The organism is Mucilaginibacter sp. 3215 (assembly GCF_050433785.1).
Lineage (GTDB): Bacteria > Bacteroidota > Bacteroidia > Sphingobacteriales > Sphingobacteriaceae > Mucilaginibacter.
Window position 1 is genome coordinate 529,160 of sequence record NZ_JBNPWO010000001.1, and the last position, 22,080, is coordinate 551,239.

Consider the following 22,080-nt stretch of genomic DNA (forward strand, 5'->3'; position numbering starts at 1 on the left):
TAATATAACTCTTTTAGTGCCAAATTTCCACTTTTTTAAACGGAAAGCTGTTAAAATTACGAAAATATAGTATGTTTTTTCAAAAATTGATTAAAAAATGAATAATTGGATCTGCAGTTTAAGTTTACAATTTGATTATGAAAGAATTAGTAATATTGGAAAACTTTAAGGCATTATCCTTGCTTATATCTATCTATGGAGCAAAAAAAGAATATCAGGCCGCGGGTGGCAATAATAGGAGGAGGATTTGGCGGGATCCATTTAGCTAAAAAACTAAAAGATGCGCCCGTTGATGTATTGATGATTGATAAGCATAATTATCACACGTTTCAGCCTTTGTTGTACCAGGTGGCAGGGGGCTCCATAGCTGCCGATTCAATTGGCTTTCCATTGCGACGGATCTTTACCAGGCAAAAGAATTTTCGCTTCGCGCTTGCTGAGGTAAAAAAGATCAATGCTGAAAACAATACGCTCGATACTGATATCGGTACCATCTATTACGATTACCTTGCTATAGCTACCGGCTCCAATACCAACTTTTTTGGTAATAAAGAGATAGAGCATTTTGCTATGCCGATGAAGAATATCCCGGAGGCCTTAAACTTAAGGAGCCTGATCCTCCAAAACCTCGAAATGTCGCTCGTATCTAAAGACCCGGAAGAAAAAGCGGCGCTAATGACCTTTGTGGTTGTAGGAGGAGGGCCAACCGGTGTGGAACTATCCGGTGCACTTGCCGAAATGCGCGAGCTGATATTAATGAAGGATTATCATGGTTTGCGTAAACACAGCATGAGTGTTTACCTTGTTGAGGGTAAAGCGGAGCTGCTGGCCGCGTTTTCGTCGGGGGCGAGGGCCAAGGCCAAAAAGTTTTTGCAGGATATGGACGTAACCATTTATAACAGCGCACACGTGGAAAGCTATAATGGCTATGAACTGAAGATAGATAATGGCACATCGCTGTTAACCCGTAATGTACTTTGGGCGGCAGGAGTAAAGGGGGAATTTCCTGAAGGTATTTCTGCCGATAATATAGCCCGGGGTAACCGCATCCTGGTTGATGAATTTAACAAGGTAAAGGGCTACGAAAATATTTATGCTATAGGTGATGTTGCCGCTATGATCACCGATGAATATCCAAACGGGCATCCGGGTGTTGCACCGGTAGCTATCCAGCAGGGACAAAATTTGGGTGAGAACGTTTACCGAATGTTCGACCGTAAACCGTTGGTGCCCTTCAAATACAGGGATAAAGGTTCGCTTGCAACCATAGGCCGAAATAAAGCGGTGGCCGACTTGGGGAAAATTCATTTTCAGGGATTTTTTGCCTGGCTGGTATGGGGATTTGTACACATCATGTCGCTTGCAGGCTTTACCAATAAGGGCATCATATTTTTTAGCTGGGCCATCAACTATTTCACCAAAAACAGCGACAACCGACTCATCGTACGCTATTTTGATACCGAAACCCGAATGACGAATCCCGAATCGAGATAAAAACAAACAATAATCCTTTTAAATCCTTACTTGTAAGTATTTATGGATCTGTTTGTTGTAATAGCTTTGCTGGTTATTGTCAGCGCGATATTTTCGTACCTTAACGCCCGCTTTATTAAGCTGCCGGGCACTATTGGCATTGTGCTGCTGGCAACCATTACTTCTATCACCATACTTATTGTAGATAAGATTGATTCGTCGATAGCGGATTACCTGGGTACACTTGCCAAAAATATCAACTTTTCAAAAGCGGTATTGAATGTGCTGCTTGGTTTCTTGCTTTTTTCAAGCTCATTTAACTTAGATGGCCGGAAGCTGAAGAGAGAAATGCGCCCCGTATTTGTACTAAGCACATTGGGGGTTGTTATTTCGACTGCGGTGTTTGGATGCCTGTTGTTTTATGTAGCCCCGTTTTTTCATATCCATATGCCGCTGATCTATTGCCTGTTGTTCGGCGCTTTGATTTCACCCACCGATCCGGTAGCGGTTGCAGCCATTATCCGCAATTCGAAATTGCCTGCAAATCTTGAAACCATTATTTCGGGTGAGTCGCTGTTTAATGATGGGATAGGTCTTATTCTGTTTGTGATTATTTTAGAAATAGCCCGGGTAGGCGAAGAGAAAATTGAACTTGCGAAAGTGGTGATGCTCATCATCAAGGAGATTATCGGCGGGATGGCGGCCGGTGCTGTTTTGGGTTACATAGCCCACAGGTTGATGCATTCAGTTAAAGATTTTCAGACCATTGTGCTGATCTCTCTGGCCCTGGTGATGGGCTTATCAGTTTTGGCCGTATTACTTGGTTTCTCCCTTCCGTTATCGGTTGTCATTGCCGGCTTATTTGCAGGGGGACAATCCATCAACCAGGATAACAAAGAAAAATCGCATGAGGCACTGGAAAAGTTTTGGAAGCTGGTTGATGAGATCCTGAATACGATTTTGTTTGTGATGATAGGCCTGCAGCTGGTCAATCTGCCCTTTGTAAATAACTACTGGGTAACAGGAAGCCTTTCTATAGTTACAGTTTTAATAGCCCGTTGGCTGAGTATTATGCTGCCGCTAACGTTTTTAAGGCATACTCTTAAAGTGAACTATAGCAATATCAACATTATGACCTGGGCAGGTCTGCGCGGGGCTATATCTATAGCCCTTGCGTTGTCTTTACCCAATACGCCATACCGGCACCTGATTTTGTCCGGCAGTTATTTTATTGTGATATTTTCGGTAATAGTTCAGGGATTGACGTTGAACAGAATGATAAACAGCGCTTCCAAAAAGATAGAAGAATAAACCATGCTGCGCGGGTTTGGTGCAGCGTAACCCGGTAGGATATTATTTAAGAAGCGACATGTATTTGCCAATCTCCGCTTCAGTAGTGTCCGTACTTTTGCCTAATGCATTGATGATGTTTTCCCGTTCCGTTTCGCTACGGTTTTGACTAAGTTTTTGTTTGCCTTGCAGATCATCAACGATGATCTCAAAAGCTACAATCCCTTTCATCATTCGTTGTTTATATTCATCTGGCAGGTTATTCCATTGGGTTAGATAATCAGCCTCGTAATTACTGATCATTTGCGCTAACAAACCGGCAGTTTGTTCACCCTCTGATAAAATGGTTGCTTTGCCATAAGCGTGTACAGCGATATAATTCCAGGTAGGTACGTTGGTTTCCTTTTCGTAATGTTTAGGTGAGATATAGGCGTGAGGCTCTGTAAAGATCACCAATCCATCTTTCCCAATGATCTCCGTAGCCTGTGGATTTGCTTTGGCGAAATGAGATGACAAAACAATTTTGTCATCGCGTTTGCTTACCAGGAAGGGAAGATGGGTAGCAAACGGAACGTTATCAGTAGCTGTTATAATCGTTGCAAAGCTATAGCGCTGCATAAAGCTGATTGCTTCCTGCTCATCGCTTAACTGAAAATGTTTGGGAGTATACATAGGAGGAAAGATTTAAGACGAGAAGAAGCAAGAACCAAGACAGATTTGCTTTGATTCTTGCTCTTATATGAATAACAATTATCTACAAACTTTCCAGCATCTGTTTGAGCACAGCTTGCGCAGCCCAAACACGGTTGCCGGCTTCATGTACCACAATTGAGTTTGGCCCGTCTAATATTTCGTCAGAAAGTTCCAGGTTGCGGCGTACCGGTAAGCAATGCATTACTTTGGCGTTGTTGGTTTGCTCTAACTTTTTATTAGTCAGCATCCATTCTTCATGTTTGCCTAATATGTTACCGTAAGGCTCGTAAGCCGACCAGTTTTTTACGTAGATAAAATCTGCATCGGCCAAAGCTTCATCCTGATTATAGCTGATGTTTGCACCCTGGGTAAAATCGGTACAAAGCTCATATCCTTTAGGCTGCACGATAGCGAAGTCGACATCCGCCTTGCACATCCACTCCGAGAATGAGTTAGGAACAGCCTGCGGCAAAGGTTTGATATGCGGCGCCCAGGTTAAAACCACTTTAGGACGCGCTGTTGTTTTCAGCTCTTCAATAGTGATCAAGTCGGCCAAACTTTGCAGCGGGTGGCGGGTTGCTGATTCCAGACTAACAACCGGCACTTTGCAAAACTCAACAAACTTGTTAAAAATCATCTCACTATAATCTTCCTCGCGGTTCCTTAAGCCGGGGAACGAACGCACACCGATAATATCAGCGTATTGTCCCATAACGCCTGCAGCTTCACGGATATGCTCAACAGTAGTGCCGTCCATGATCACGCCGTCGCGCAGCTCCAATGCCCAGCCTTCTTTATCGATGTTGAGCACCATTACATTCATGCCCAGATTGATAGCAGCTTTCTGCGTACTCATACGGGTACGCAAACTTGGGTTTAAAAACACCAGGGCAAGTGTTTTATTTTTACCAAGTTGCTGATGGGCAAAGGGATCCTGCTTAAGCGCCAATGCCTCTTTTACAAGTGCGTTAACATCAGCAACATCATTAACAGAAGAGAATAGTTTCATGAACTTTACAATTATTGGTGAGTTGTTCTGCTATTTATTTTTTTAAGTCTCCCCCTGAAGGGGGAGACTTAGAGGGGGCGTCTTATTGATTCAATACATTTACAAAAGCTTCCAGGAACCTATCAGCATGGGCCTTGGTTAGATTTAAAGCGGGTAACAGCCTGATCACGTTTGGTTTAGCTTCGCCGGTAAATATATGGTGCTTGTTCAGCAGTTCTTTACGCGCATGGGCCAATTCATCAGGCAATTCAATGCCGATCATTAAACCACGACCACGAACTTTCTTAACCTGCTCCAGCTTGTTAAGCTCCTTTATTAAGTAGCCGCCAACCTCGGCGGCATTTTGTAACAGGTTATCCTGTTCCATAGTTTCAAGAACGGCTAAACCTGCTGCGCAAGCCAAATGGTTCCCACCAAAAGTAGTACCTAACATGCCATATGCCGGCTGTATTTTTGGCGATATGATAATGCCTCCAACAGGAAAACCATTACCCATGCCTTTAGCCATGCTGTAAATATCGGCATTAACACCGGCAAAATCATGCGAGAAGAATTTACCCGTACGGCCGTAACCGCACTGCACGGAATCGGCAATGAAAACGGCATTATACTGGTTGCACAGCGAGCGGATTTTTTGCAGGAAGCCCTCAGGTGCAACCTGGATACCACCTACACCCTGGATGCCTTCAATAATTACCGAAGAAATTTCGTTGTTTTTGAACGCTTCTTCCAGCGCGGCTTCATCGGCCCATGGCAAAAAGATAACGTTATCAGTTTCATTGATAGGCGCAACGATCTTAGGATTATCCGTAACGGCAACAGCCAAAGAAGTACGGCCATGAAACGCTTTGCGGAACGCGATAACCTTCTTTTTACCATTGTAAAAAGAAGCCAGTTTCAGAGCATTCTCATTGGCCTCAGCACCAGAGTTACACAGAAATAACTGGTAATCTTCCTTGCCTGAAACTTTTCCCAACTTTTGAGCTAACTCTTTTTGAATAGGAATCTCGATAGAATTAGAATAAAAGCCAAGTTTATGCAATTGATCTTCTAAACGTTTTACGTAGTGTGGATGGGTGTGACCAATAGAAATAACGGCGTGGCCACCATACATGTCAAGGTATTCAGTATCGTGGTTATCGTACACTAAACTTCCTTGTCCTCTTACTATGTTGATCGGATTAATAGGATATACGTCGAACAGATTCATATTATTGAAGCCTCAAAGGCAATTAAAATTAATATTAAACAATTACTCCCCCTTTAGGGGGCAGGGGGGTTAAAACGCTATTCCCTTAAGTCGTAAGCCTGCGCGCTCGTCCAGCCCGAACAATAAGTTCATGTTCTGTACTGCCTGACCGGAAGCGCCCTTAAGTAAGTTGTCCATTATGCTGATAATGAATATTTTGTTGTCGTGTTTTTTTACCTGGATAAAGCATTTATTGGTGTTTACAATTTGCTTTAAATCAATATTGCGATTGGTGACATGCGTAAAAGGATGCCCATCGTAGTAGCTTTGGTAAAGTGCTAATGCTTCTTCCTCGCTCAAATCGCTCTCAGTATAAATTGAAGCAATAATGCCTCGGGTAAAGTCGCCACGGTAAGGGATAAAGTTGATAGCCTTATCAAAACCGGCTTGCAACTGCCTTAACGACTGACCGATCTCATTTAAATGCTGATGGCTAAACGCTTTGTAAACCGATAGGTTGTCATTACGCCAGGTAAAGTGCGAAGTTGGTGATAAGCTTTGTCCCGCACCGGTAGAGCCAGTTGTAGCAGTAACGTGTACTTCGTTGTTTAGCAAACCTTTTGAAGCCAAGGGAAGCAGGCCCAATTGCAAACACGTAGCAAAACAACCAGGGTTAGCAATATTGGCAGCTGTTTTAATGGCTTCGCGATTTAATTCTGGCAGGCCATAAACAAAGCTTTTACCGTTTAAAGTTGAGTTTTGACTAAGCCTGAAATCCTGGCTTAAATCAATGATCTTAACCGAATCAGGAATAGTGTTTGCTTCCAGGAACTTTTTGGCATCACCGTGACCAACGCAAAGGAATAACACATCAATATCTGTAGATAATTCGGCCGCAAATTTCAGATCGGTATCACCAAACAGGTCGGTATGTGCCTGGTAAACATAGTTACCCGCGTTGCTGTTGCTATGAACAAAAGCAATCTCCACGTTAGGATGGTTGATCAGGATCCGGAGCATTTCGCCACCGGTGTACCCTGCTCCGCCAATTATACCTGCACGTATCGCCCCCCGGCCCCCTGAAGGGGGAGCAAGAGTAGCGTCATTATTATCTTTAAATTCAGTCATAATTTTAACAATTATTCCCCCCTTTAGGGGGTTAGGGGGCTAAATTTATCCGATCATTATTTGTAGATGGATATGAATATAAAATAAACTCGAGGTCGCTCCGGTCGTTATTGCTGATGAAATGCTTCTGACCCGGATGGATCTCGATACCCTGTTCGGGCTTCAATGTGATAACCTCGCCGTCTATCGAAAATGTAGCACGTCCCTTTAAAATAAAAAATACCTGCGTGGCTTTCTCGTGGTAATGCAATTGTTCGGCAGTCTCCGGTGGCATTAACTCCTGTTTAACAGATAACGCTTCTGTATCAATGAAAGTCCAGCCATGGCAATCATCGCCCCAGTTATAGTGCTTTAAGCAGTCACCTTTTGAAAACGCCGTATTAATCATTTTGGCTGTTTACTTTATGATAGATCATTACCTGGTTGCCAAATATTTTGGAGAACCCTTTAACGTCTTCGCCGCTCCAGGCGTTGTTCATTTCGCCGTAGCTGCCAAACTTGTTCGACATCAGATCATAAGGTGATTCGATGCCTACTACTTGGAAACGATACGGGTGCAACTGAACAAATACTTTACCGGTAACGTTTTTCTGGGTATCCGTTAAGAATGCTTCGATATTACGCATGATCGGGTCATGGAACTGGCCTTCATGTAGCCAGTTGCCATAGAAAGATGATAACTGATCTTTCCATGAAAGCTGCCATTTGGTTAATACGTGTTTCTCTAATGTATGGTGAGCTTTAATGATAACCATTGGAGCGGCGGCCTCAAAACCAACGCGACCTTTAATACCGATAATAGTATCACCAACGTGAATATCCCTGCCAATGCCATAAGGCTGAGCAATAGCCTGTAAAGCCTGGATAGCCTTGGTTGGGTGATCATATTTTTCATCACCGATGGCTACTAACTCGCCTTTTTCAAAAGTAAGCACAAGATCTTTTACTTCAGATGCGGTTACTTGTGTAGGCCATGCTTCTTCTGGCAGGCCAAGGTTTGAGGTCAAAGTTTCTTTACCACCTACTGATGTACCCCAGATCCCTTTGTTGATAGAGTATTTGGCTTTTTCGAAGTTCATATCAACACCATGTTTTTTCAGGTATTCGATCTCTTCTTCGCGGCTTAGTTTCAGGTCGCGGATAGGGGTGATGATCTTCACTTCAGGTACAAGGATGTTAAAGATCATATCAAAACGCACCTGGTCGTTACCGGCGCCGGTGCTGCCGTGGGCAACAAATTCGGCACCAATTTCTTTAGCGTAGTTAGCAATAGCAGTTGCCTGGCTTACGCGTTCGGCACTTACAGATAGCGGGTACGTGTTGTTTTTTAATACGTTGCCGTAAATTAAAAAGCGTACGCAGGTGTTGTAAAAGTTTTCGGTTTCATCAACCACATGATGTGAAGTAACGCCCATTTTATAAGCGCGTTCTTCAACGCCTTTTAACTCTTCTTCGCTAAAACCGCCGGTATTTACAATAACCGAGTGAACCTCATAACCAAGATCCTGTGTTAAATAAATACAGCAAAATGAGGTATCCAAACCTCCGCTATAAGCTAATACTACTTTTTTCTTCATGTTTTTGGTGAGCTTAAAGCTAAAGGCACAAGGCTTAAAGCTTTACTTATCAATTATGGTGATCTGTTTTATTAATTTATGGGTGTTAACCTTTAACCTAATCCTTAAACATCGTGTTTTATACGTTTCTTTATGGCGTTCTCAATACGCTCAAGCAAGGTCGCTTTATGCGTGATACGTTGCATCTTTTCTTCGTACTCTTTTTGTTTTTCGGCAGGATCGAACAGCATGGCTGTGCACATGCAATTCTTACGGCCTTTGCTTGTCAGAATGTCAAAGTTTACGCAGCTTTTGCAGCCGGCCCAAAAGTTCTCGTCCTGGGTAAGTTCTGAGTAGGTAACCGGCTCGTAGCCAAGCTCCGAGTTGATCTTCATTACCGCTAAGCCTGTTGTAAGGCCAAATATTTTTGCATCGGGGTATTTGGTACGCGATAACTGGAAAATACGATGTTTGATGGCTTTTGCCAATCCCGCCTTACGGAACTGCGGATTAACAATAAGGCCCGAATTGGCAACAAAGTCGCCGTGGCTCCAGGTTTCAATATAGCAGAAACCGGCCCAGGTACCGTCTTTATGCAGGGCTATAACAGCCTTGCCTTCCAGCATTTTATTAGCAACATATTCGGGCGAGCGTGTAGCTATACCAGTTCCGCGCGCCTTGGCCGATTCGGCCATCTCATCGCAAATCATAGTGGCATAATCTACATGCTGTGCAGTAGCAACCTGAATATCAAAATCTTGTATTGTCATTTAAATAGATAATTACCGTGAAATTAATTGGCTTTACAAGCCTTAAATAATTAGATGGTTTTTTTAAAAAGACGTTTAAAAAACTCTTTTTGTGTGGACAGGAGAAAAATTAATTCAAACCCGTGGCATGTAGGTCCTTCGTCGGAGAGGGCAGTTTAAAAAAACAGTTGAACCCAAGGCAGCAGCAACCGGAGCAAAACTTGCTCTTGTAGCGGGCTTATTTAAGCTTGGTGTATTCATTTTTTTGTTGAATTACTGTGTTTTTAATTTGCTGCAAATTAGGCTATAAAATTTTATTTATACAAGAAAAAAATGCGATTATTTTGGGGTTGGTGAATAGTTGATTGGGTTGATTAGGTGAGTGGTTTTGTTTTCGTTGTAACACCTTGAACTATAAGTATAACTATTCACCTAATCAACCCAAGCAACCACTCACTTTTTCGCCATAATATCCGTGATGATCATATCAGCATGAATGCGCGAGTTTTCGATGAACCAAAGATGGGTATCAAGGCCGCCGCAAACCACGCCTGCAAGGTATAAACCTGACATGTTTGTTTCCATGGTTTCGGGGTTGTATTGGGGGATGAATTTATCTTCAGAAAGTATAATACCAAGCTTTTTCAGGAACTCAAAATTGGGTTTATAGCCTGTCATCGCCATTACAAAATCATTAGGGATAGTGATTAATCCTTCCGGTGTTTTGATATCGACTTCATTTTCACGGATAGCCTCAAGATTAGAATTGAAGTAAGCTTTAATACTGCCTTCTTTAATTCGGTTAATAATATCGGGCCGTACCCAGTATTTAACCCGGTTGCTCACTTCGCTGCCGCGGATCACCAGTGTTACCTCGGCCCCTTTACGGTAGGTTTCCAGGGCCACATCAATAGCCGAATTGCTTGAGCCAACTACCACCACTTTTTGCAGGGTATAATAATGAGGGTCCTGGTAGTAGTGTTTCACTTTAGGCAGGTTTTCGCCGGGGATATTGAGGTTAACGGCAATATCATAAAACCCGGTTGAAAGGATCACCTTTTTAGCCTGGTAGGTTGCTTTTTTTGTGGTGATGGTGTAAAAGCCATCTTCCGGCTTTACTTCGGTAACTTCTTCAAAAAGATGAATGGGTAAGTTATTTGAAAGTGCTACGCGGCGATAATATTCCAAAGCATCATTGCGGGTAGGCTTGTTATGTACAGTAACAAAGGGAACGCCGCCGATCTCCAATTTCTCAGATGTGGAGAAAAACGTCATGGTAGCAGGGTAGTTGTATAATGAGTTTACAAGTGTGCCTTTTTCAACAATTACAAAACTTAAACCGGCTTTTTGAGCAGCGAGTCCGCAAGTTAAACCTATCGGGCCACCGCCAATAATGAATATATCGAGCATTTGTGTACAGTTAAGAAATTAAAGAAATCATGAACCTGTGCAGGTTCAGGGCATGTTTGCCGGTGCGGCAAAAATAAGAAAATAAAAAAGGGTAAGCTACTTTTATCGCGCCGCTCAACTCTCTACCCTTGCTGTGTTCCCACCCTGGGGGAGTTCAAGAGGAGCTGGCCGTAAAAGACTTACCCCGGCGCAAATATAGAAAAAGGTAGCGTTTATGGTTAAGAAAATGTTAAAAAAGGCTTATCTGTTGATTTATAGATGGATAATTTTTAATTTGCTTTGCTATTGCCAGGTTATCGTACTTTATTAAGGTGTTTTCATCTCCCCGAAATTCAAATTCCCGATAAGTTTTGGCATGTTGGTCGAGATCAAGCAACAAATTTTTTAAAATAGTAAGCCGGTTCACAACAAATTTTGCCTTCATTTCCCTTTTTTGAAAATAGGGCCAAAGCAGGTTAAATTGTTCGGGTGTTATGGCCCTTGCTATGGTAATATGAGGTATGGTACTGCTATCGCCAACAATACCCTTCAATAGTTTAATCCAATATTTATTTTGTTCGGTGAGCTTAAGCCTGGCAAAAATGGTTTTGTTATAGTCATTACTCTCATTAAAGCAATCAAATCCATCTGTTTCAAAAACAACGGGAGGCAGCAAACTAAGTTTACGGCTCAAAAACGAGAAGCCCTGAACGTCTACATCAAGCGGTTTGCGCGGATAATTGTTTATGGTGATATGCGACCGGGCATGCATGCTGGGATAATTACCGATAACACGTTTTGCTTCGCTTTTTAATTTCCGGATCATAACATCTACATGATCAGGTATCGGGAGGATAAAATGATAAAATGCGTAGTCCATGATTGTTAAATTTTAAATGAATAAATTAATCTGATCAGGGTCGCCGGCTTTAAGCAGTTCCAGTTCATGGCGGGTATAACCAGGGCCGGTCATGTTTTTAAATTCAAAAGTTTTAAACTTATCCCATTTGGCAAAGGCGTCAAGTGTATCGCGTTTCAATATGATAAGTTCTTTGATCCAAAAAGGCTCTACCAATTTTTTATGCTTAAAATGCGGCCAAAGTGTGTCGAAATCTTTTTCGGCAATATCACGCACAACCGTTATATGTGGGATAAGAGTCTTTTTAATGCGCAGCTTCTTTTTTAAGGTGTTAAACCATTCGTCGGTAGCGGGTGTTGCCCGGATGTTGGCATAAATGGTCATGCGGCTATGCAAATGGGTGAAATGATAAAAACCATCCATATGCAGCAATACCGGTGGCATGGTATTCAGGGCCTGTTCCATCAATTCCAGGTTTTTATCGGCCATAAAGGGCTTTTGCCTTTCCAGGTGTTGTATAGAGATATGAGCAGGCGAATCCATACTTTTATAATTGCCGATGAGCCTTGCCGATGCTTTTTTATAGCGTGAAATCTCATGCCTCACCGTTTCGGGAGGGGATAATAACAGCAGGTAATCTTCGTATATACTCATTTGCTTCACAATTTCTATACGTCAAATATGCTAATAAAATTAGCAAGATACAAAAAATATTAGCATTTTTGTTATGTGGAAGCTAAACGTTATATTGTTCATATCGATCTTGATTCGTTCTTCGTTTCAGTAGAGCGGAAGTTTCATCCTGAACTGATCGGTAAGCCGGTGATCATAGGTGGTTCGGCCGAAAGGGGAGTTGTGGCTTCCTGCAGTTATGAAGCGAGGGCATTTGGTGTGCATTCGGCAATGCCTACCAAGCAGGCGCTTAAGCTTTGTCCGCATGCAATCCTTATCCGCGGTTCGCATGGGCGCTATGGCGAAGCCTCACGCGAGGTAACACAGATTATTCATGACACGGTTCCTCTATACCAAAAAACATCGGTTGATGAGTTTTATATAGATTATACCGGTATGGACCGTTTTTTTGACTGCTATCAGGAGGCCACAAAATTAAGACAGAAGATAATTAAAGAAACGGGCCTGCCTATATCCTTCGGTATGGCATCAGGCAAAACCATAGCTAAAATGGCTACCAACCAGGCTAAGCCCAACGGACAAATGTTTGTAAAACATGGCGATGAACTGAAGTTCCTGGCCCCGCTTAACATCGGTAAAATACCCGGCCTGGGCGAAAGTACCCGCAATAAGTTATATCAATACGGCATCGAAAAAATTGGTGATCTGCAGCGCACCAATATCCGTTTCCTCGAAACCGTTTTTGGTAAATACGGGCATTCGCTTTGGGAAAAAGCCAATGGTATCGATCATAGCGAAATCGTTCCGCATTCCGACAGAAAATCCATCAGCACCGAACATACTTTCCATACTAATGTGTCTGATCACCGCACACTTGAAACTATTTTAGTATCCATGACGGAAGAACTATCGTCCAAATTACGACGGGAAAACAAGCTTTCATCATGCCTGGCTATTAAGTTGCGATATGGTAATTTTGAAACCCATACCCAACAGCAAAAGATAGCACTTACGGCAGCAGAACATATCCTGATTCCAGGTGTAAAAAACCTGCTTAAAATGGCCTGGGACCGGCACCGGCCTATCAGGCTGATAGGCGTACGGCTAAGCGATCTTTGCACAGGCAGCTACCAGATCAACCTGTTTGAAGATAATGAAGAGCGCATTAAACTTTACCAGGCTATGGATCAGATCAATTTCAAGTTTGGTGATAAAACCATCTGCCGGGCGGCAGGGATGGAAATTGGTACAAGGAATTTTAATCCGTTTATGCGCGGCTGACCGTTGATTGTTTTGTGACGAGTTAATTGTTTAAAAAAGGCGCAGGATTGTGCGATTCCCTCCCCTGGGAGGGTGTAGGGAGGGGTTTCATCGTTTTGCCTATTCCTTTGAAATGGCGGATAAACCCCTCCCTGCCACTACACATTCCAGCCACACCCCTCCCAAGGGAGGGAATTAAAGAATCTTCCAAACGCCTTGCGTTCCAGCCGGGTGGCAACTATCAAGAAGCCTCTGGCCGCCGTAGCAAATGTTCTTGTTTTCTACCAATGGTCAAAGGTTTTTTACCATTGGTCAAAGTAATTTTATGGGGCGATGGGTTGTGACTTCTTTTGATAAAAAAAGAAATCATGGAAACCACACAACGTCAAACCTACCTCGATTGGCTGAGGATCTTATCCATATTGGGGGTGTTATTTTTTCATTCGGCAATGCCTTTTGTTGCCGAGGATGGATGGCACATCAAAAACCACGAAACCAGCAACCTGATGATGGAATCGAATCATTTTTTGCACCTTTTTCGCATGCCGCTGCTCTTTTTTATTTCAGGTACCGTGAGTTACTACATGATGCAGCGGCGTTCTACACTCAGTTTCATCGGTTTGCGTTTCCGCCGTCTTTTTATTCCGCTGTTGGTGGGCATGTTCATCATAGTGCCGCCGCAGATCTACATGGAACGATTGGCCAATGGTTACAAAGGCTCATTCCTGGATTTTTATCCCAGTACATTTAACTTTCAGCCATATCCCAAAGGCAATTTCAGCTGGCACCATCTTTGGTTTATTGCCTATCTGTTTCTTTATGACCTCATCTTCGCGCCTTTATTTGCCTGGATGATCTCGCCCAAAAGCAATGGTTTTAAACAAAAGCTTGCCATTTTGGCCCGGGGGAAATGGGTTTATTTATTGATGCTTCCCGGAATCCTGTGGTTTACCTTCACCAGCTGGGACCTCCCCGAAACCAACGACCTGATCCATGATGGCAGTTACTTTGTTTACTGGCTATTGTTCCTCCTGGCGGGTTTTATCTGTATCCTTCAACCTAAACTGATGGATAGCCTTGAGCGCAATCGCCGTTTTGCCTTAACCATCGGTTTTTTAAGCCTGATGACATGGGAAGTCATGCGCTGGAACGGTATCGAACCATTGCATCCCCACTGGCCTTTTCAAAATATCGCATTCTCCTATGCTTTTACCGCATTGCGCCCAATCATTGCCTGGGGATGGGTGTTGGCGCTGGTTGGCTATGGCAAACATTATTTAAATAAGCCTCATAACGCGCTCAATTATTTAAACCAGGCGGTATATCCGTTTTACATATTGCACCAAACCGTTATTGTATTAATTGCCTATTATATTGTGCAAACGCAAAATGAAAGCATCCTATCAAAATATATTTATACGGTGGGTATTACCTTTTTTGTAACGATGCTTACCTATCATTTGTTAGTACGCCCTTACGCTTTAACCCGGTTTTTATTCGGTATGAAACCAAAGGAAAAACTCAAAACTGTGCCGATCCCGGAGATAGTAGAGACAAAACCCAAACCTGTCCTTTCTCCGTTAAATTTGTAATTTGCTGATATGAAGTTTTTCAGGAAGTACATTTTTCCGGCATTGTATGGCTTATTGGTATATTTTACCATAAGGCTGTTACATGATACTGACATTGGTCAGCATTTTTGGGAAAGAGATTTTTATGTTAATGGCATTGAAATGGCCTGTTCAATATTGGTTGGCTATTTGGCGATCTATATTTTTGAACGGCTTTTTAAGTACTATGACAGGCACCGGACGGTACAGCTATCCTACCGGGCCGTAGTGCGCGAGTTGGCCATATTGGTGGGAGCAAATTTGATATTAGTGAACGTCGTATTTGTTCCGATGGTCATGGCCCTGCACGTAAGCCAGGGCATAGATGAGCTGATGCCCTGGGCGGATGTGGCCGATATTAATATGATCCCCACTTTGTACGCTATTGTTTATTATGGGATTGCACGTAGCAGCACCTGGCTAAAGGCTTATGTAAATAATAAGATGCAACTGGAAAAGCTCACCAACGATCAGCTGGAAACCGAATTGAAGTTTCTAAAAGCCCAATACCATCCGCATTTTTTATTTAATGCCCTGAATACTATTTATTTCCAGATGGATGATGATGTTCCGGGTGCTAAAAAAAGTACCGAGTTGCTATCAAGTTTACTACGTTATCAACTTTATGATCAGCATCAACAAGTGCCGGTAAAACAGGAGTTGGAATATCTTGAAAATTATATCCGGCTGCAGCAGATCAGGGCGAGCAGCAAAATGCAGCTCAATGTTAATTTTGAAGGATGTTTAACGGATCAGCTCATCTATCCCCTGCTTTTATTGCCCCTGGTTGAAAACGCTTTTAAATATATAGGCGGTGAATATAAAATATCCATTGAAGCGTACATTATTGACGATAGATTAGTTTTTAAAGTTTATAATGATGTGCCTGCCAATATGAAAGCTCCCGATAATTACAGCGGTATTGGTTTGGAAAACTTAAGCCGCAGATTGCAATTGCTTTATCCGGATAAACATAAACTAACTGCAGGCCGCGAAGAAGATCATTACACAGCAGTACTTGAATTGAATATATAAAAGATGGCATTAATTAGCTGCATTATTACCGACGATGAACCCTTTGCCCGTAAGGGCCTGGAAGGCTATGTTAAAAAAGCCGGTTTTTTTGACCTGAAAGTACAATGTGAAGATGCAATGGAATTGGGTGCGTTGCTGGCCCGGCAACAGGTAGACCTGCTGTTCCTGGATATCCAGATGCCGCATTTAACCGGCGTTGAATTTATTCGTTCGCTGCCCAACCCGCCAAAAGTGATCTTTACTACCGCGTTTAAAGAATACGCTACTGATGGTTTTGACCTGGATGTGCTCGACTATCTCCTTAAACCTATCCCGTTTGAGCGTTTTATGAAGGCAGCTTTTAAGGCTAAGGATTACTTTGATTTAAGGAACAATACAAATAGTGTAGATTATCTGTTTGTTAAAAGCAATGGAAAGCTCGAGAAGATAATTTTTGACGAAGTGTTGTTCATTAAAGGCATGGAAAACTATGTAGAGGTTTATACCCCGGCGCGTAAGATCATAACCCACAGTACCCTGCGGGCCTTTGCCGAAAAGCTACCTCCGCGTAAATTCATGCAAACGCATAAATCTTACATAGTTGCAAATAATAAGATCACATCGATAGAAGGAAATATGTTGCATATAGGCACATTTGAGGTGCCGATCAGCAGGCAGCTTAAAGACCAGGTAATGCACGCGTTGATTAATCAGGGCAGATAGTAATCAAGTTTTAATAGTAGGATCAGAAATTTCTACGCGATTGCTTTTCATACCGGTCCCAATTAATCGAATCACACGAATTTTTCAATAGCGTAAATTTAAATTGATGTTATTAGGTTAATTCGGAAAAATAGTGCGGGAGTTTTTATTTGTTCGATTCTTCTTAGAAACTATCAAAGCTTGAAGAATATCGTTTACAGGTAGATAAAACTTCATTGCCGTTGGTTTTAACCAACGGAATAATGAGCAGCAATATGAGGGCTTCAGCCCAAATTCGCTTGCATAATTAGGCTAAAGCCAAGACTTTTTAGCTTTTTATTCCGTTGGTTAAAACCAATGGCAATGAATATTCTGTTTTTTAAACAGCTGCTCACCATGCTTTTTAAAGTAATTTCCCTGTGTATAATTAAAACTATTTTGTAATATGCATTATTCTACTGACGCATTACTTACAAAACCTCATGAGCGGTAAAAACCTGTTCAACGCTTTATCTCTTGTTTTAACGGCTGGCATTTGTTTAGCCGGCAATATTTCATATGCTCAAACCCGTGTCGATAGTGTTAAACTGGCTATTGAGCCCTCATACAATAATGCAAGTAGTACACATCAGTTTTTTTTAGGCGATAATTACCGCAAGCTTTGGGCTGCACCTGTCACCTTGCCGGTATTTCATCTTGCCACCGAAAAAGGGGGCCTTAAAATATTGAAAAGAGGTGGGGGCAAGCAGACCAAATCATTGCGCCTGCAGGATCCTACGGGTCAGCAGTGGGTATTGCGCACCATCCAAAAATATCCTGAAAAAGGCCTGCCTGTTGATTTAAGACCTACAGTGGCTAAAGATATCCTGCAAGACCAGGTTTCGGCCGCGCATCCCTTTTCGGCACTAACGGTACCACCGCTTGCCGAAGCGCTGAGTGTGCCGCACTCCAATCCTAAAATTGTATATGTACCCGATGATCCCGCTTTTGGCGAGTATCAAAAGGACTTTGCTAACCAGGTATTTTTGTTTGAAGAGCGGGAACCGCTTGATGCCGAAAAAACGGATAATACCGAAAAGGTACAACGCAAACTGCAGGATGACAATGATAACCGGGTTGACCAAAAGATTGTGCTGCGCGCCCGCTTGCTTGATATGCTTTTGGGCGATTGGGACAGGCATGAAGACCAGTGGCGCTGGGAAAAAATAGATGGTAAGCATGAAACCGTTTACGAACCCGTTCCGCGCGACCGCGACCAGGTGTATTATAAAACTTCGGGCGTATTGCCCTGGATAGTAGCGCACCAATGGCTTAAATCAAAATTTCAGGGTTATAGTGACGAGATCAGGGATATCAATGGATGGAATTTCAATGCCCGCTATTTCGACCGCTATTTCCTGAACCAGTTGAGTGAAGACGACTGGAAAGAACAGATAGCCTATGTACAAAGCAAACTGACCGATGCCCTGATCAAAAAAGCGGTGCATTTAATGCCCGATACCATCTACAAACTTTCGGGGCCTGAGATCATCAGCAAAATGATAGCGAGGCGTAACATCCTGCAAAAGCAGGCACTTGAGTATTATAAATTTCTGTCCATATACGTAGATGTTCCTGCAAGTGACAAAACGGATAAGTTTACCATAGCCCATGAAAGTAATGGCGGTATCACCCTTACTGTAAATAAGATAAAGAAAGATGGTAGCGTTGAAAAAGTTACGTATCGACGAACTTTTAAACCAGATGTTACCAAAGAGATAAGAATGTATGGTTTTGATGGTGATGACTTTTTTGCTGTAACAGGTTCAACGCCATCGCCCATAACTGTGCGGATGATAGGTGGGGAGGGGATGGACACCTTTGCAGTTGACAGCAGTTTAAATAATAAAGGCAAAACCTATATTTATGACCGTGCGGATCAAAAAAATGTACTGCCTTCCTCATCCCTTGCCAAAAACCGTACGTCAACAGACACCGCGGTAAATAGTTATGATAAAACCGCCTTTAAGTTCGACAGGTTTGAGCCAATCATCCTGGCCAATTACAGCAATGACATTGGTATTTTGCTGATTGGTGGTTTCTCGTACGAGCGGCACGGCTTCCGTAAGGAACCGTATGCTTTTCGCGAAGAGTTTTTGACCAATTATTCACTGGGGCGTAAATCATTTTTGTTTACTTACACTGCCGACTGGAAAAAAGCCATAGGTGAAAACGACCTGAAGATCAACCTGCTGTCGCGAGGGCCAAGCAACCTGAGCAATTTTTTCGGAATTGGGAATAACACCGTTTTTGAAAATAAGGACGACAGGAAGATCTCGTACTATCGTAATCGCTATGACTATGTTACCGGCGACGTTTCCCTGCACCGCAGTTTTGGAAACCTACACGTGAGCGCTGGTGTTGCAGGTCAGTTCTACAATAGCAAGGCATCAAATAATACCGAAAGGTTTTTGAATGGTTACAATGCAGCTTTCCCTAATGAAGAAGTTTTTGGCACCAAGGTTTACGGAGGTTTAACGGCCAATGCAACCATTGATACCCGGAATAAACTTATCATCCCAACGCGAGGCATTTTGTGGACAACCACTGCAAGCGGCTTTAGTGGAGGCGGTTCGGGCAGCCATAATACGTACGGACAACTATTATCTGAGTTTAGTTTTTATTTAAATCCCGACAGGGATTCGGTATTGGTTATAGCCAACCGCACCGGCCTGGGTACTACGGTAGGGAACGCAGCATATTTTCAGCAGATGAAATTAGGCGGCTCGCAAAATTTCAGGGGATTTCATACCAATAGGTTTACCGGTAAAACAATCGCTTATAATAACCTCGAGTTACGATTAAAGGTTATGGATTTCACCTCGTACCTGCTTCCGGGCTCATTTGGTCTGATTGGCTTTAATGACGTGGGTAGGGTATGGGTTCCCGGCGAATCATCCGACAGGTGGCACGATGGATATGGCGGCGGTTTGTATATTATTCCAGCGCAATTGGTGCTGATTGAAGCTGTAATGGGCTTTTCAAAAGAAGGATCCTTACCTTATATATCTATTGGGTTTAGATTTTAAGAATAACTGTCGCGGGTTTAGCGTAGCGTAACCCGTGGTTGGGCACGTTAAAAGCTTTCAGCTTTAACTAAATTAACCGCATTTTTGGTGGCTCTGTTCTGTCAGTACCTTCCTGTCAATTTTAGGTTTGAGCGAAAAATTCAAAAAAACAACCAAAAAATCACCCAAAAACAAGGGTAAATAAAGTGCTTTTTGAAACGCATATTTTTTATTCTTAAAAGTTTTATTCATTGATTATCAGTTATTAGTGTTGTTTCGGGCGATATATTAAATCATTGATTTTCAGTTTGTTTCATTTTTAAGGCGTTTCGTGTTTTTACACTCAAAAAATGGAAAAGTTAAAAAACGGTGTCTGCATGATTTCATTTTTTTATGGAGAATGGCGATTTTGGGACAGGCTCTTTTTTACAATTCTCCCATAAAAATAATTACACTATCAGTCCCATAGATTAGCTGCTTTTATATATTTGCATATGAATCACCTCATAGCACCATCTATCTTAGCGGCCGATTTTGCCAACCTGCAACGCGATATCGAAATGATCAATAACAGCGAAGCCGACTGGATCCACGTTGATATTATGGATGGCATGTTTGTTCCCAATATCTCTTTTGGCTTTCCCGTTGTAAGTGCTGTAAAAAAACACGCCACCAAGCCGCTTGACGTACACCTGATGATAGTCGACCCGGATCGTTACCTGAAAGCGTTTAAAGACGCGGGTGCTGATAGCATTACCGTGCACCAGGAAGCTTGTCCGCATTTGCACCGTACTGTTCAGGTAATTAAACAATTGGGTTGCAAAGCCGCAGTTGCTATTAACCCGGCAACGCCTGTTTTTTTATTGGAGGATATTGTTGCTGACCTGGATATGGTTTTGATCATGTCGGTTAACCCCGGTTTTGGCGGACAGCATTTTATTGAAAACACCTATAAAAAGATCAAAGAACTCAGGACACTAAGTGCCGAAAAAAATCCCGGTCTGTTAATTGAGATTGACGGTGGGGTAGATGCTAACAATATCGCAAAACTGATAGAAGCCGGAGCAAATGTGTTTGTTGCGGGCACTTCAGTGTTCTCGTCGGCCAACCAGGCGGCCGCAATTTCAAAACTCAAACATCCCTAAAAGTTATTATAATGATAATAATTAAACCAGCCCTGTAGGGTTAGTTTAATTATTTGCAATCAAAGGCCAGTTTGTTGATTAATTGTATATTTTTTCAAAAAATGTAAATAATGTCTATATATTTTGTCAAATTAATTAACTTCGGCCCAACAAAATACAAACTTCCTAATAGTGTATTTAGAACCTACAATTCGTTAATATTATGAAACATAATTTTGGTGCCGGACCTGGCATTCTACCACACGAAGTTTTAAAGCAAGCTTCAGAAGCAGTTATTGATTTTAATGGTACTGGACTCTCTTTGCTTGAAATTTCGCACCGATCAAAAGAGTTTGAAGCCGTTTTAGACGAAGCTGTAAGCCTGGTAAAAGAATTGTTTAACGTTCCTGAAGGTTATTCGGTATTGTTTCTGCAAGGCGGCGCCAGCACTCAGTTTGCTTTAGCTCCTTACAACCTGTTACCAGAAGGCGGCAAAGCTGCTTATGTGGAAACCGGTGTTTGGGCTAACAAAGCTTTAAAAGAAGCCAAATATTTTGGCGAAGTACAAATTGTAGCTTCATCAAAAGAGGCCAACTTTACTTACATCCCTAAGGATTTTGAAATCCCGGCTGATGCTGCTTATATTCACATTACTTCTAACAATACCATTTACGGTACGCAGTTACAGGAGTTCTTTAAATCGCCAATTCCGGTGGTTTGCGATATGTCGTCAGATATTTTCAGCCGCGTGGTTAATGTTGCCGATTTTGGTTTGATCTATGCCGGTGCTCAGAAAAATATGGGCCCTGCAGGTGTTACTTTGGTTATTGTTAAGGACGATTTGCTGGGTAAAACCGGTCGTAAGATCCCTGCGATGTTCAACTACCAAACTCAAATTGAAGGTGGTTCAATGTACAATACCCCGCCAGTATTTGCTATCTACGTATCAATGCTTACCCTTAAATGGTTAAAAGCAAAAGGCGGTGTACCGGCAATTGAGCAGGAAAATATTACCAAAGCACGTGTGCTTTACGAAGAAATTGACCGCAACCCGTTGTTTAAAGCAGTGGCAGCTGTTGAGGACCGTTCAAAAATGAACGTTTGCTTCGTAATGGAAAATCCTGAATTGGAAAAACCATTCCTGAAACTTGCCGAAGAACGCGGTATAGTAGGTATTAAAGGCCATAGGAGCGTAGGTGGTTTCCGCGCCTCTATTTACAACGCATTGCCAATAAGCAGCATCTACGTGCTGATTGACGTAATGCAGGAATTTGCTGAAAAGAATAAATAATTTATTTCATTAAGTCATTGAGTCATTTTTATGGCAATGACTCAATGACCTGATGACTCAATGA

General features: G+C 42.4%; 19 protein-coding genes and 1 other RNA gene. 9 read left to right on the top strand and 11 right to left on the bottom strand.

Going from position 1 to position 22,080, the window contains the following annotated elements:
* The first annotated feature begins 195 nt into the window (after nt 1–195).
* Together ABIC84_RS02385 and ABIC84_RS02390 are read left to right on the top strand one after the other, a co-directional pair.
* A complete protein-coding gene (locus ABIC84_RS02385; RefSeq protein ID WP_426586936.1) occupies nt 196–1,494 on the top strand; it encodes an NAD(P)/FAD-dependent oxidoreductase in 1,299 nt (432 codons plus the stop codon).
* Between the two features lie 42 nt (nt 1,495–1,536).
* Entirely contained in the window at nt 1,537–2,784 is a 1,248-nt protein-coding gene (locus ABIC84_RS02390) for a cation:proton antiporter (RefSeq protein ID WP_426586938.1), read from the top strand.
* A 42-nt stretch (nt 2,785–2,826) separates the two neighbouring features.
* Here ABIC84_RS02390 and ABIC84_RS02395 read toward each other — a convergent pair whose 3' ends face one another.
* From ABIC84_RS02395 to ABIC84_RS02445, 11 genes are all read right to left on the bottom strand, one after another.
* On the bottom strand, nt 2,827–3,435 hold the full coding sequence (locus tag ABIC84_RS02395) for an FMN-binding negative transcriptional regulator (RefSeq protein ID WP_426586940.1): 609 nt from the start codon (nt 3,433–3,435) through the stop codon (nt 2,827–2,829).
* An 82-nt stretch (nt 3,436–3,517) separates the two neighbouring features.
* Nucleotides 3,518–4,465 carry an N-acetylornithine carbamoyltransferase gene (locus ABIC84_RS02400; protein ID WP_426586942.1) on the bottom strand — a complete coding sequence of 316 codons (948 nt, stop codon included), beginning with the start codon at nt 4,463–4,465 and terminating at the stop codon, nt 3,518–3,520.
* Nucleotides 4,466–4,547: 82 nt separating this feature from the next.
* Entirely contained in the window at nt 4,548–5,675 is a 1,128-nt protein-coding gene (locus ABIC84_RS02405) for an aspartate aminotransferase family protein (protein WP_426586944.1), read from the bottom strand.
* 69 nt (nt 5,676–5,744) lie between these two features.
* On the bottom strand, nt 5,745–6,674 hold the full coding sequence (argC, locus tag ABIC84_RS02410; RefSeq protein ID WP_429262713.1) for an N-acetyl-gamma-glutamyl-phosphate reductase: 930 nt from the start codon (nt 6,672–6,674) through the stop codon (nt 5,745–5,747).
* Between the two features lie 139 nt (nt 6,675–6,813).
* Complete coding sequence (locus ABIC84_RS02415) at nt 6,814–7,170, bottom strand: cupin domain-containing protein (protein WP_429262556.1); 357 nt, start codon at nt 7,168–7,170, stop codon at nt 6,814–6,816.
* Nucleotides 7,163–8,359 carry an argininosuccinate synthase gene (gene argG, locus ABIC84_RS02420; protein WP_091162681.1) on the bottom strand — a complete coding sequence of 399 codons (1,197 nt, stop codon included), beginning with the start codon at nt 8,357–8,359 and terminating at the stop codon, nt 7,163–7,165. Before argG ends, ABIC84_RS02415 begins: the two co-directional genes overlap by 8 nt.
* Nucleotides 8,360–8,463: 104 nt before the next feature.
* Nucleotides 8,464–9,108, bottom strand: a complete 645-nt coding sequence (locus tag ABIC84_RS02425) for a GNAT family N-acetyltransferase (protein WP_112571573.1) — start codon at nt 9,106–9,108, stop codon at nt 8,464–8,466.
* A 432-nt stretch (nt 9,109–9,540) separates the two neighbouring features.
* Nucleotides 9,541–10,497, bottom strand: coding sequence for a YpdA family putative bacillithiol disulfide reductase (locus ABIC84_RS02430; RefSeq protein WP_429262557.1), 957 nt, complete (start codon nt 10,495–10,497; stop codon nt 9,541–9,543).
* A gap of 86 nt (nt 10,498–10,583) precedes the next feature.
* Nucleotides 10,584–10,682: signal recognition particle sRNA small type (ffs, locus tag ABIC84_RS02435), an RNA gene on the bottom strand.
* A gap of 44 nt (nt 10,683–10,726) precedes the next feature.
* Nucleotides 10,727–11,356 (bottom strand): hypothetical protein, encoded by a 630-nt coding sequence (locus ABIC84_RS02440; RefSeq protein ID WP_429262558.1) that lies wholly within the window; start codon nt 11,354–11,356, stop codon nt 10,727–10,729.
* A 12-nt stretch (nt 11,357–11,368) separates the two neighbouring features.
* Nucleotides 11,369–11,989 carry a 2'-5' RNA ligase family protein gene (locus tag ABIC84_RS02445; protein WP_426586952.1) on the bottom strand — a complete coding sequence of 207 codons (621 nt, stop codon included), beginning with the start codon at nt 11,987–11,989 and terminating at the stop codon, nt 11,369–11,371.
* A 75-nt stretch (nt 11,990–12,064) separates the two neighbouring features.
* On the opposite strand from ABIC84_RS02445, the gene dinB reads away from it, so the two are divergent.
* The 7 genes from dinB (at nt 12,065) to serC (ending at nt 22,016) form a co-directional block, all read left to right on the top strand.
* Entirely contained in the window at nt 12,065–13,249 is a 1,185-nt protein-coding gene (gene dinB / locus ABIC84_RS02450; RefSeq protein ID WP_426586954.1) for a DNA polymerase IV, read from the top strand.
* Nucleotides 13,250–13,596: 347 nt separating this feature from the next.
* On the top strand, nt 13,597–14,820 hold the full coding sequence (locus ABIC84_RS02455) for an acyltransferase family protein (RefSeq protein ID WP_426586956.1): 1,224 nt from the start codon (nt 13,597–13,599) through the stop codon (nt 14,818–14,820).
* Between the two features lie 9 nt (nt 14,821–14,829).
* On the top strand, nt 14,830–15,873 hold the full coding sequence (locus tag ABIC84_RS02460) for a sensor histidine kinase (RefSeq protein ID WP_429262559.1): 1,044 nt from the start codon (nt 14,830–14,832) through the stop codon (nt 15,871–15,873).
* 3 nt (nt 15,874–15,876) lie between these two features.
* Nucleotides 15,877–16,575 carry a LytR/AlgR family response regulator transcription factor gene (locus ABIC84_RS02465; protein ID WP_429262560.1) on the top strand — a complete coding sequence of 233 codons (699 nt, stop codon included), beginning with the start codon at nt 15,877–15,879 and terminating at the stop codon, nt 16,573–16,575.
* 461 nt (nt 16,576–17,036) lie between these two features.
* Complete coding sequence (locus ABIC84_RS02470) at nt 17,037–19,622, top strand: BamA/TamA family outer membrane protein (protein WP_429262561.1); 2,586 nt, start codon at nt 17,037–17,039, stop codon at nt 19,620–19,622.
* A 473-nt stretch (nt 19,623–20,095) separates the two neighbouring features.
* Nucleotides 20,096–20,746, top strand: coding sequence for a ribulose-phosphate 3-epimerase (rpe, locus tag ABIC84_RS02475; RefSeq protein ID WP_426586962.1), 651 nt, complete (start codon nt 20,096–20,098; stop codon nt 20,744–20,746).
* 202 nt (nt 20,747–20,948) lie between these two features.
* Complete coding sequence (serC, locus tag ABIC84_RS02480) at nt 20,949–22,016, top strand: 3-phosphoserine/phosphohydroxythreonine transaminase (protein ID WP_188832563.1); 1,068 nt, start codon at nt 20,949–20,951, stop codon at nt 22,014–22,016.
* The last annotated feature ends 64 nt before the right edge of the window (nt 22,017–22,080 follow it).

Coding starts and splice junctions, on each gene's coding strand:
- ABIC84_RS02385 (WP_426586936.1), top strand. CDS start 196: ATGGAGCAAAAAAAGAATATCAGGCCGCGGGTGGCAATAATAGGAGGA.
- ABIC84_RS02390 (WP_426586938.1), top strand. CDS start 1,537: ATGGATCTGTTTGTTGTAATAGCTTTGCTGGTTATTGTCAGCGCGATA.
- ABIC84_RS02395 (WP_426586940.1), bottom strand. CDS start 3,435: ATGTATACTCCCAAACATTTTCAGTTAAGCGATGAGCAGGAAGCAATC.
- ABIC84_RS02400 (WP_426586942.1), bottom strand. CDS start 4,465: ATGAAACTATTCTCTTCTGTTAATGATGTTGCTGATGTTAACGCACTT.
- ABIC84_RS02405 (WP_426586944.1), bottom strand. CDS start 5,675: ATGAATCTGTTCGACGTATATCCTATTAATCCGATCAACATAGTAAGA.
- argC (WP_429262713.1), bottom strand. CDS start 6,674: ATGCTCCGGATCCTGATCAACCATCCTAACGTGGAGATTGCTTTTGTT.
- ABIC84_RS02415 (WP_429262556.1), bottom strand. CDS start 7,170: ATGATTAATACGGCGTTTTCAAAAGGTGACTGCTTAAAGCACTATAAC.
- argG (WP_091162681.1), bottom strand. CDS start 8,359: ATGAAGAAAAAAGTAGTATTAGCTTATAGCGGAGGTTTGGATACCTCA.
- ABIC84_RS02425 (WP_112571573.1), bottom strand. CDS start 9,108: ATGACAATACAAGATTTTGATATTCAGGTTGCTACTGCACAGCATGTA.
- ABIC84_RS02430 (WP_429262557.1), bottom strand. CDS start 10,497: ATGCTCGATATATTCATTATTGGCGGTGGCCCGATAGGTTTAACTTGC.
- ABIC84_RS02440 (WP_429262558.1), bottom strand. CDS start 11,356: ATGGACTACGCATTTTATCATTTTATCCTCCCGATACCTGATCATGTA.
- ABIC84_RS02445 (WP_426586952.1), bottom strand. CDS start 11,989: ATGAGTATATACGAAGATTACCTGCTGTTATTATCCCCTCCCGAAACG.
- ABIC84_RS02455 (WP_426586956.1), top strand. CDS start 13,597: ATGGAAACCACACAACGTCAAACCTACCTCGATTGGCTGAGGATCTTA.
- ABIC84_RS02460 (WP_429262559.1), top strand. CDS start 14,830: ATGAAGTTTTTCAGGAAGTACATTTTTCCGGCATTGTATGGCTTATTG.
- ABIC84_RS02465 (WP_429262560.1), top strand. CDS start 15,877: ATGGCATTAATTAGCTGCATTATTACCGACGATGAACCCTTTGCCCGT.
- ABIC84_RS02470 (WP_429262561.1), top strand. CDS start 17,037: ATGAGCGGTAAAAACCTGTTCAACGCTTTATCTCTTGTTTTAACGGCT.
- rpe (WP_426586962.1), top strand. CDS start 20,096: ATGAATCACCTCATAGCACCATCTATCTTAGCGGCCGATTTTGCCAAC.
- serC (WP_188832563.1), top strand. CDS start 20,949: ATGAAACATAATTTTGGTGCCGGACCTGGCATTCTACCACACGAAGTT.